The organism is Candidatus Hydrogenedentota bacterium, assembly GCA_018005585.1.
In the GTDB taxonomy this organism is placed as follows: Bacteria; Hydrogenedentota; Hydrogenedentia; order Hydrogenedentales; family JAGMZX01; genus JAGMZX01.
This window is the reverse complement of sequence record JAGMZX010000092.1, coordinates 21,228-23,310: the sequence shown is the minus strand read 5'-3', so window position 1 is coordinate 23,310 and position 2,083 is coordinate 21,228. Positions and strand designations below refer to the sequence as shown.

Annotated in this window: 3 protein-coding genes; 1 reads left to right on the top strand and 2 read right to left on the bottom strand. The window is 62.1% G+C overall.

The window, feature by feature from the left end:
• Positions 1 to 79: 79 nt before the first annotated feature.
• Positions 80 to 715 (bottom strand): YkgJ family cysteine cluster protein, encoded by a 636-nt coding sequence (locus tag KA184_15305; GenBank protein ID MBP8130944.1) that lies wholly within the window; start codon positions 713 to 715, stop codon positions 80 to 82.
• 173 nt (positions 716 to 888) lie between these two features.
• Here KA184_15305 and KA184_15300 point away from each other — a divergent pair, with 173 nt between their 5' ends.
• The gene (locus KA184_15300) at positions 889 to 1,044 is read left to right on the top strand and encodes a hypothetical protein (protein MBP8130943.1); all 156 of its coding nucleotides are present in this window, start codon (positions 889 to 891) and stop codon (positions 1,042 to 1,044) included.
• 8 nt (positions 1,045 to 1,052) lie between these two features.
• On the opposite strand, the gene trxB is transcribed toward KA184_15300, so the two are convergent.
• Positions 1,053 to 2,000: a thioredoxin-disulfide reductase gene (gene trxB / locus KA184_15295; protein ID MBP8130942.1), complete on the bottom strand. Its 948-nt coding sequence runs from the start codon at positions 1,998 to 2,000 to the stop codon at positions 1,053 to 1,055.
• Positions 2,001 to 2,083: the final 83 nt, after the last annotated feature.

Sequence of the window (2,083 nt, the reverse complement as noted above, 5' to 3'; positions counted from 1 at the left end):
ACGAGATGACCTTCCGCCTGCCCAACGACCCGAAAGAACGCCGGACGTTGCTGCAGATGGACGAGGAACAGCGCCGGCTCTACGACCTTTTCACTTGATCGGGTGTCCCAATGTTGAACTCAGGAAGGGCCGCCTTGGCCTCCCGCATAAGACGCTTCCGCGTGGGCGTGTCGGTCTCGAAGAACATCGCTAAGAAATCCTGCGGCCGCTTGCCGGGACGCGGGTCGTTGTTGAAGGCTTTCACCAGCCTGGCATATTCCTCCTGATGCTCCTGGTCTTCGAGAAACATCGCGCGCAGCGGCGCGACCGGCACGCGCCCGTCGCGGTGCCGCGGACAGCCGACGTCTTCGTGGAGCGAGAACCCCAGGTATTCGCCCGATTCGCTTTCCTCGTGCGCGAAAGGATACAGCCTGCACAGCAGTGGCCGGTGTTCGTAGATGGTGCAGAAGCGCGTTGCCCTGTCCAGGAAATAGCACGCTTGCTCATCGCGCCGCAGCGCCATGATGCGCCTGCGGCGGCTCACCTCGAGCCAGGTCGGGTCGTCCGGCTCGACTTCCGAGATGTCGTCCGGTCCCAGGAACTCGAGGAAAAGGTAGGGGTTCGCCCCGGTCTCCCGTACGATGCGCAGAACGTCCCACGGCGTGGGCAGACACACCACTTCCGTGCAGCAATGGCCGCAATGATGACATCGAAACCGCACAGACTCCCTGCTCATGCTGGACCTCCGACCCGGAGCGTTGGGTATAATAACCGCGTGGCCCCGGTGTATCATTTCCACAACATCTTTTGTATACTACATGCGCGCAGCCGGTCCGGGCGCGTAGTGGGGCCGTGTCGGCCGGGCCGGGAACGATGAAGCTGCAGGCAAGCGAACGAGGAGCATAAACGATGCGCAAGAACCGTGTGTTGAAAGCGGCGCCCGCGCCGGCGGTGAGTTTCTACGACCTCGAGATCCTCCTGGACGTGGTCTTGCAGGTGCTGAATATTATCGCGCGTATCGCCGAAATCTTCGGCATCAACCTGAATTTCGGCGGCGCCGACTAAGCCGCGCCTCAGGTTTCCTGCGCCTCAAGCCAGCGGGTGGCGTCAAGGGCCGCCATGCAACCGCTGCCTGCGGCCGTGATGGCCTGCCGGTAAACGGGATCTTTTACATCGCCGCACGCGAATACGCCTTCCACGTTTGTATACGTCGAATCCGGTTTCGTCTTCAGGTAACCGGTTTCCGCCATATCCAGAACCCCCTTGAAGATGTCCGTGTTCGGCTTGTGGCCGATCGCCGAGAAAAAACCCGCGCAAGGCACCACCCGCGTCGCGCCGGTCTGCACGTCTTTCAGCCGAACCGCCGTGACCCCCTGCGCATCGTCCCCGAGAATCTCATCCACGACCGAGTTCCACTCGACGATGACCTTGGGATGGCGGATGACCCGTTCGCCCATGATCTTGCTCGCGCGGAACTTGTCGCGCCGGTGCACGACATGCACCTCGCTGGCGAAGTTCGCAAGAAACAGCGTCTCTTCCATGGCCGTATCGCCGCCGCCCGCGACCGTCACCGGCTTGTTGCGGAATCGCGGCAGCGCTCCGTCGCACGTGGCGCAAGCCGACACGCCCCGGTTCAAAAACCGCTTTTCGGACTCGAGACCAAGGTATCTCGCGCTGGCCCCCGTCGCCACAATGACCGTCCTCGCCTCAAACAGGTCCTCGCCGGTCCAGACCTTGAACGGGCGCGCCGAAAAATCCACGCGGGTGGCGGTCTTATAGGCGAAGCGGGCCCCGAAACGCGCCGCCTGCTTCTTGAAGTCCTCCATCATCTTCGGTCCCGATACCCCCTCCGGATAGCCCGGGTAGTTCTCCACCTCCGTCGTGGTCATGAGTTGGCCGCCCGGCAACACCTCCTGGCTGGGCTCGCCCTCGAGACACAAAGGCTCAAGGCCCGCCCGCGCCGTGTACAATGCCGCCGTATACCCCGCCGGACCGGAACCGATGATCAAGATTCTTTCCATTCGCTTGTGTACTCCCTGAGCGTAACGGTAACTCGCAAGACACCCCAAAACGAGGGACAGAGGCGGGATTATAGAAGAAGAAC